General features: G+C 31.2%; 7 protein-coding genes. All 7 read left to right on the forward strand.

The features are described from left to right. The first annotated feature begins 114 nt into the window (after positions 1-114). Positions 115-864 carry a SusC/RagA family TonB-linked outer membrane protein gene (locus tag BXY80_RS13750; protein WP_120202926.1) on the forward strand — a complete coding sequence of 250 codons (750 nt, stop codon included), beginning with the start codon at positions 115-117 and terminating at the stop codon, positions 862-864. A gap of 146 nt (positions 865-1,010) precedes the next feature. Beyond that, the gene (locus BXY80_RS13755) at positions 1,011-1,562 is read left to right on the forward strand and encodes a T9SS type B sorting domain-containing protein (protein ID WP_120202928.1); all 552 of its coding nucleotides are present in this window, start codon (positions 1,011-1,013) and stop codon (positions 1,560-1,562) included. A 507-nt stretch (positions 1,563-2,069) separates the two neighbouring features. Continuing rightward, the gene (locus tag BXY80_RS13760) at positions 2,070-2,825 is read left to right on the forward strand and encodes a hypothetical protein (protein ID WP_120202929.1); all 756 of its coding nucleotides are present in this window, start codon (positions 2,070-2,072) and stop codon (positions 2,823-2,825) included. Positions 2,826-2,840: 15 nt separating this feature from the next. Next, positions 2,841-3,584, forward strand: coding sequence for a DUF6090 family protein (locus BXY80_RS13765; protein WP_120202931.1), 744 nt, complete (start codon positions 2,841-2,843; stop codon positions 3,582-3,584). Between the two features lie 504 nt (positions 3,585-4,088). Next, positions 4,089-4,631, forward strand: a complete 543-nt coding sequence (locus BXY80_RS13770) for a hypothetical protein (protein WP_120202933.1) — start codon at positions 4,089-4,091, stop codon at positions 4,629-4,631. Positions 4,632-4,769: 138 nt separating this feature from the next. Continuing rightward, complete coding sequence (locus BXY80_RS13775) at positions 4,770-5,666, forward strand: hypothetical protein (RefSeq protein ID WP_120202935.1); 897 nt, start codon at positions 4,770-4,772, stop codon at positions 5,664-5,666. A gap of 161 nt (positions 5,667-5,827) precedes the next feature. Continuing rightward, positions 5,828-7,612 carry an amidohydrolase family protein gene (locus BXY80_RS13780; RefSeq protein WP_120202937.1) on the forward strand — a complete coding sequence of 595 codons (1,785 nt, stop codon included), beginning with the start codon at positions 5,828-5,830 and terminating at the stop codon, positions 7,610-7,612. Positions 7,613-7,833 lie beyond the last annotated feature (221 nt).

A 7,833-nucleotide genomic window follows, 5' to 3' on the forward strand; every position in this document is an offset into this window, starting at 1 on the left:
TCCATGATTTTATAAGGAAGAGGCTTATCATAGAATTGTTATCCATTTTATTGTATCTTCGTTATCATAGCTGAACTACGTTTAACCCCTAAGTTACCTGCCATATAACCACAAATGAAAATTACTACTTTAACAATAAGTTTTTTACTTTTAATTAACTTCTCTTTCTCTCAAATTAAGAAAAAGGAATTGAGAGGAATATGGAAAACGAATAGTGAATTATTTGCGAAAACCGACACAATTAAATTTTATCCAAATATTAAAGATTGTTACCAAACTAAATGGACTATTGAAAAAAGGAAATTTAAGACTAATGAATTAAACATTTGCACAGAACCACCCAGAATAAGCGGAATCGTTGGAAAAGAAAAAATCAAATTGAGGAAAAAAGATTTCGGACAAATTATAGAATATTATCAAAATGGAAATTTAATTGATAAATACCGAATCATTCAATTAAATAAAGAAAGTGAGCCAGAACTCAAACTTATGAATTTTGACAAATTGACTGAACAAAAACTCTATAAATATGTAGATTCTTTAGTTCATAAAGTCTTGAATTACGATTCAAAAAAAACAGAAAATGATACTGAAATAATAATATCGGATTCTAATCCAAATGTCAAAATTAGAGTTAGAGATGGCGTAAATGGAAATCCTGAACCATTATTAGTTGTTAATGGTTATCCTTTACAAGACAGAGAACCTTTAAAAGAATTATTGCTCGTAGAAACATATGGAATTACTTATCTGACTAAAGAACAGTCTGCGAGTATTTATGGTTCGAGAGCTATAAATGGAGTTATTATTTTACAGACATCTGAAAAACGATTTAAAAATGTCCGAAAAAAATACGGCAGGTAACACCGTATATAATTTATTGCTAGTTCTAGCCTACTTACGAAAATCCTCGCGGATTTTCTATTCGGTTTTTATTTGTTAACTTTAGTGCTTAAACCACGCAACAAACCATATACAAACACGTTACCCACAATTAAACAAAAATCTAGATGAACAAGAAAATTACGAATTTAACATTGATATTAATAGCATTATTTTTAAATTATGGCTGCGACGATAGCAACGATGAGCCAGAACCTGAATTAGAAACTTTCCTTTGTTGTGGAGAAAATCCTTTCGCAAACTCGAATGTGGATAATTTAGACCAAACATTGGGAGAAATTGAAGCAGTTGGAATGTTCACACCAAATAACGATGGTTTTAATGACCACTTTGAAATTCAGAACATAGAATTTTACCAAAATAATACTGTTACAATTTATGATTTAGATGACAATGTCGTATTTGAAACACAAAGTTATAACAATGTTGACGAAACTGTTTTTCCGCAAAACCCATCAGAAAACGCATTTCTTGGTTTAAATCAAGCTGATGACTCTGAATTAGAGTTTGGTTCATACAAATATAAAATCGTAATTGAAAACGAAGAAACTTTTTTAGAATATGGATATGTGTGTTTTATTAGAGAACCTGAACAAGCAAACGGAATGAGTTTTATTAACTGTATTGATAGTCAATTTGACCCAATAATTGAACAATAACTGTGGGTAACAACGTGTATAATTCATTGCTAAGTCTGTGTTTACTCGGAAAATCCTACGGATTTTCCTCAGATTCGTTTTCTTTTGCTAACTTAGTTCTTGCCAACGCAACAAACCATACACGAAACCGATGGAACACATTCGCCAAAGGCGAACTTTAATTACTTCGTGCTTCGCACTTCCGTCCTTAAAGTAAATGTGTTCCATCTTAGGGGTTAAACCAAATTACTAGTTTGAACTAAATATAAGTATATCGCCTTTAGCAAGCTTCGAGCTAAAACGTGTAACATCGTCGGTTAAAAGTAATTTGGTACAGCTTCTCTAACTCCCAATAAAATAAAATGGCAATTAACGATGATTAACATCTTCTAATTGATGAACAATTCCATGATTTTATAAGGAAGAGGCGTATCATAGAATTGTTATCCATTTTATTGTATCTTCGTTATCATAGCTGAACTACGTTTAACCCCTAAGTTGTGCTTCATTATCAGAAACTGCTAACCAATGATAAAATTCTTTAGAAAATTTAGACAAAAACTACTATCTGAAAACAAATTCAGTAAGTATTTAATTTATGCCGTTGGCGAAATAATACTTGTTGTTATTGGAATTTTGATTGCACTTCAAGTCAACAACCAAAATCAAATCAAAAACGAAAAAAAAGCCCTCAAGAATTACTTGGAAAAAATCGCAATAAATGTAAAAAGCGATATTAAAGTTGCAGAATTTATGATGGAGACAAGGTCGCAACAATCACTATTGTGTGCACAGGCTACAGAATTGATTTCCAAGAAAGATTGGAGTGACCAGCGAAAAATCACCAATGCTGTATTTGCAATGATTATAGAGCAACCTTTGAATTTCAATCGTAGTGGGTTTGAATCTTTAAAAAACTCTGGATATTTACAACACCTTGATAATTCTGAAATAGAAGAATTGATATATAATTATTATAATTCAGTTGACAAAGTAATATTTGAAGAAACAAGTTTACAAGTATGGGCTAATGATTTGGACTTGGAATTACATAAAAGTGGTTTCTTTTCAAGTTGGTTAGAACTTGAAAAAAGACCAAATCAGAAAATGCGAGAAGCGTTAGGCAATTATACAGATATGTTAACCGAACACAAAGGAAATGATATAGTATTATCAATTTTATATAGAGGTTTTTTGTTCACAGCAGAACTCACAGGTTTTTATGAGGAACAAGTAACCTTTGGAAATGAATTATTAACAGCGATAGAAAATTATAATAACTAAAGCACAAATTAACTAATGATAAAGTTCTTTAGAAAAATTAGACAAAATTTACTTTCCGAGGGAAAAACTGGAAAGTACTTTAAATACGCTATCGGAGAGATAGTTCTTGTGGTTATTGGAATTTTGATTGCGCTTCAAATCAATAATTGGAACCAAGAACGAATCCAGAAGCTTGAAGAACAAACCATTGTAAAGAACATTCATACCGAATATTTGCAAAACAAAACGATTTTAAAAAGAAGAATTGAGGAAGCTGAATTATGTGAGGCAGCCCTTAAACAATTAATGAATATTATGGGCAAAGACGAAGATTATCTTAGAAAGCAAAATGTCGACAGTTTACTTTTTTATGCCTTTGACCCTCCTATATTCAGACCCTCGGAAAACACCATTTCTGGTCTCATACAATCAGGTCGTTTGGATTTACTCCAAAATAAGGAACTAGTTAATTTAATATATAATTGGGGACGAACGATGAAGGCGTTGACAGATAGAACAACAAGATTTACTGCAATATCTGATAACGAGATTTCTCCCTACTTATCAAAAAAATATTCCTATAAAGACATCGATGCCTATGGTCCATTAAATTGGAAAGAAAAATCAAACCTGAAGGTGGATAAATTTCAAATTTTTAAAGAAATTGAATTCGAAAATCTTACTGACAATTTTTTATACTGGATGGTAGATAACAAAAATCTGTTTATAGAATTAGACCAATTGATTGATAAAATTCTTAAGGAAACTCAATATGATTAAATTATAAATAACGAAAGCACAACAACGTGTATAACCAATTGCTTGGTTTGTGTGTACTCGGAAAATCCTATCGGATTTTCCTATTGGTTCGGTTTCTTTTGCTAACTTAGTCCTAGCCAACGCAACAAGCCATACACAAACACGATGGAACACATTCGCCAAAGGCGAACTTTAATTACTTCGTGCTTCGCACTCCCGTCCTTAAAGTAAATGTGTTCCATCTTAGGGGTTAAACCAAATTACTAGTTTGAACTAAATATAAGTATATCGCCTTTAGCAAGCTTCGAGCTAAAACGTGTAACATCGTCGGTTAAAAGTAATTTGGTACAGCTTCTCTAACTCCCAATAAAATAAAATGGCAATTAACGATGATTAACATCTTCTAATTGATGAACAATTCCATGATTTTATAAGGAAGAGGCGTATCATAGAATTGTTATCCATTTTATTGTATCTTCGTTATCATAGCTGAACTACGTTTAACCCCTTAGTTGTACCCAATTTATGAAAGACAGTTACGAAATAGAAAAACCTAGTTCTGACTTGAACTATTTGACAATCGGAATCAAATATATTGTCCTATTTATTGTTCTCTTTTTAGCAAGTTGGATTGCAATACCTTTATTTATTGCAAACGGACGAGCAACTAGAATTAATCCTGTGACTGAATTTCTTGCCGAAAACGCTTTTCTTTTTAGTATTTTAATTTCACTATCTGTTGTCGTTTGGTTCATTTACCGAATTAGAAAAAAATATACGCTCGGAGAAGTCTTCAAAATTGACTTTAACGATTCTGACCAAATACTGAATATAAAAACAGTTAATCTGGCAAATAATCAAGAAAAAAACAATTACTATAATTATAAAAACCTATCGTATAAATTTTATAATTCAAAAGATGCACTTTTTGGAAAACAAAGGATTTTGCACATTTTGAATAACGGTAAAACTGTTCACGAAATTAATTTTGACCGAACTGCTTGGTGTAGAAATGAACGGATTGACAAACTGATTGAAAAAATAAAAACTGGCTACAACAATGTATAACCGCAATTACGGCGGATTCGACTGCGTCCGAATCCACTCGGAATTGCTAACGTCAGTTCTTAACCGAAAATTATTAACTTTAACCCGTAACTGACGGTTATACGAGACCGGTAGCCAATTAAAAAATCCTAACTTTTAATGAACGAACAGAAAACCTTTGAACATATTCCTAAAATTGATGATTTAAAAAAGAGCATCAAAAAATTGAAAGAATGTGATTTAAGTAAAATTGGATTTGGAAAATTATGGCAGATTCTTGAAAATGAATTTGGAATAATTCCTTTTCTTAAAAGGGATTTGGTTAATATAGAAGTTGACAGAGTAAGAATAAACAGAAATATAGGAGAAATATTCACATCCGAAAACCAAATATCATATAGAGAAGATGTCAAGAATATTGAGAAATTTGGAAGAGCAAATTCACCTTTCCAATCAATGTTCTATGGTGCGATTTCAACAAAAGAAATAAAATATTCACGGATTACAAGCTTGATTGAAACTAGTGAAATTTTTAGAGATATTCCTAATAACAGAATGACAGATGCATATTTTTTAATGACTTTAGGAAAATGGACAATAACAAAACCAATTACTGTTATAGACTTGATTTTTAACAAAAAAAATATCGAGGATATCGAAGATATCAAAATTTCACACGAAAAAGGAAGAAAGATAATTGCCGAACAATACCCAAATAACGTTGAACAGATAGAACTTATATTAGAATTTTTCTCTGATGAGTTCGCAAAAGAAAATATAAAAACTCATAATGACTATAAAATTTCTTGCATTTATTCACACATAGCGTTGAATCAAGGAATAAACGGAATAATTTATCCAAGTGTTAGAACAAAAGCTTTGGGCTACAACATTGGACTTACACCTTCAAGTGTGGACTACTCTTTAAATCTTACGAAAGCAGCAATGTTCAAAATTGAGAAAGTTAAAGATAACACCTATGTCAAAAATTATAAATTAGCATTAGATTTAGGAAATTATAACACAGATTTTAAATGGAAAGATGCAGAAAAATAACTGGCTACAACACCGTATATAATTTATTGCTAGTTCTAGCCTACTTGCGAAAATCCTCGCGGATTTTCTATTCGGTTTTTATTTGTTAACTTAGTTGCTTAACCACGCAACAAACCATATACAAACACGTTAGCCACAATTATGAAACCGAATTATACAAGATGAAAACAATTGGATTATATTTAGTTTGCATATTTTTTATATGTGGTTGTAAGCAGAACTTAAAAGGTGATCTTCTTATCGAAAATGTAAACGTAATCAATGTTAAAACTGGAAAAATAAGTACCAATAAAGATGTACTTATAATTGGAGATAGCATAGCCAATATTGAAGAGCATGATAGAATTAATTTTGTTGCGCCAGAAATTATTGATGGCAAAAACAAATACCTAATACCAGGATTGTGGGATATGCATGCTCATTGGATTGATGCCTATGAACATTTCTTCCCAATGTTATTGGCTAATGGAGTTACTGGAATAAGAGATATGTGGGGGAATTTCCCAGTATTAAGTAATGTTAAGAATAAAATTGATAATGGAAGTTTAATAGGCCCAGACATTTTAAGTGCTGGCTTTTTAGTTGAAGGGGCAAACCCTACTCACAGTGGAGCATCTAATATAGCAGACACTCCAGAAAAGGGTAGAGAAATAGTAAGAACACAAAAGGAAGCAGGTGCAGACTTTATTAAAGTATATTCTGGCTTGGAACGTGAAGTATATTTTGCAATTGCAGATGAATGCAAAAAACAAAATATTCCTATGGTTGGTCATATTCCACAAAAAATTACTGTGGAAGAAGCAATAAAAGCGAACCAATTAAGTTTTGAGCATTTTTATCAAGTAAAAGGGTTTTTACATCCTCAATATGAAAACTATATTAAAAAATTAAAAGGTGAGAATGTAGCACTTGAACTTCAGGATAATATTAAAGAGTATTCTGAGTATATAGGCATTGGAGCTTTAGATGTCGATATTGACAATTTAGAAAAAAAACGTCTTACAAAACTAATAGAATTATTAAAAAATAGTAATTCTTTTATAACTCCAACTCTAGTAGTAGATAAAGGTTTTTTTAGAAAATATGACTCAGATTTTAATCCAACAACTCTGAATAGCTATATGCCTGATTATGCTATTGTTGATTATTATGTTCAAGATTCTTTAAAAACAAAACGTGATTCTGCGGTTTATAATTGGAGCAAAAAACAATATCAATTAAATGTTGATTTATTAAAACCTATGGTTGAAGGAGGTGTAAAATTTTTAGCAGGAACAGACTATGTGATGGAATTTTGTTATCCGGGATTTAGCTTACATGATGAATTAAGAATATATGTAGAGGAAGGCAATATTACTCCTTTACAAGCATTACAAACAGCAACAATTAACCCAGCCGTTTTCTTGCAAATGGAAGATAAAATAGGGACTGTAGAACAATCTAAAAGAGCAAGTTTATTGCTTCTAAACAAAAATCCATTAGAAAACATAAGACATACTAAAAATATTGAAGGATTAATTTTACGTGGAAAATATTATTCAAATGAATTGCTTAAACATGGATTAGATGAATTGGCAACCTTAAGCAAAAAACCACAAATCAGAAAAATAGTAGACTCTATAATTAAGCAAGAAGGAATTGACAAAGCTATCGAAAGATATATCGATCTAAAAAGAGATGCTCCAAACTCATACAATTTTCATCAACGACAATTAGTAACATTAGGTCATTATCTTTTGAATTCTGGACAAACTCAAGATGCTATTATGATTTTTAAATTGAATACTAAGATGTTTCCAAAATTAAGTCATAGTTACAATGGATTAGGTGATGCATATTTGGAAGCTGGGCAAAAAGCAAAAGCAATAACTGCTTGGGAAAAAGCAAATGAATTAGGAGGCTATACTACTTATACTAAATTAAAAAAAATTAAATCCGAAAATTAACTGTGGCTAACAATGTATAAAAATAATAGCGGTTTAATCGCTAAAATGAAAGTAAGTAAATATAAAAAAGGTCTGTGTCTATCCGAAAAGTTAGTGCCTATAAGTCCACTACTATTCTTATACTAGACCGATGGAACACATTCGCCAAAGGCGAACTTTAATTACTTCGTGCTTCGCACTCCCGTCCTTAAAGTAAATGTGTTCCATCTTAGGGGTTAAAC

This window comes from Ichthyenterobacterium magnum (assembly GCF_003610635.1).
Classification (GTDB): Bacteria; Bacteroidota; Bacteroidia; order Flavobacteriales; family Flavobacteriaceae; genus Ichthyenterobacterium; species Ichthyenterobacterium magnum.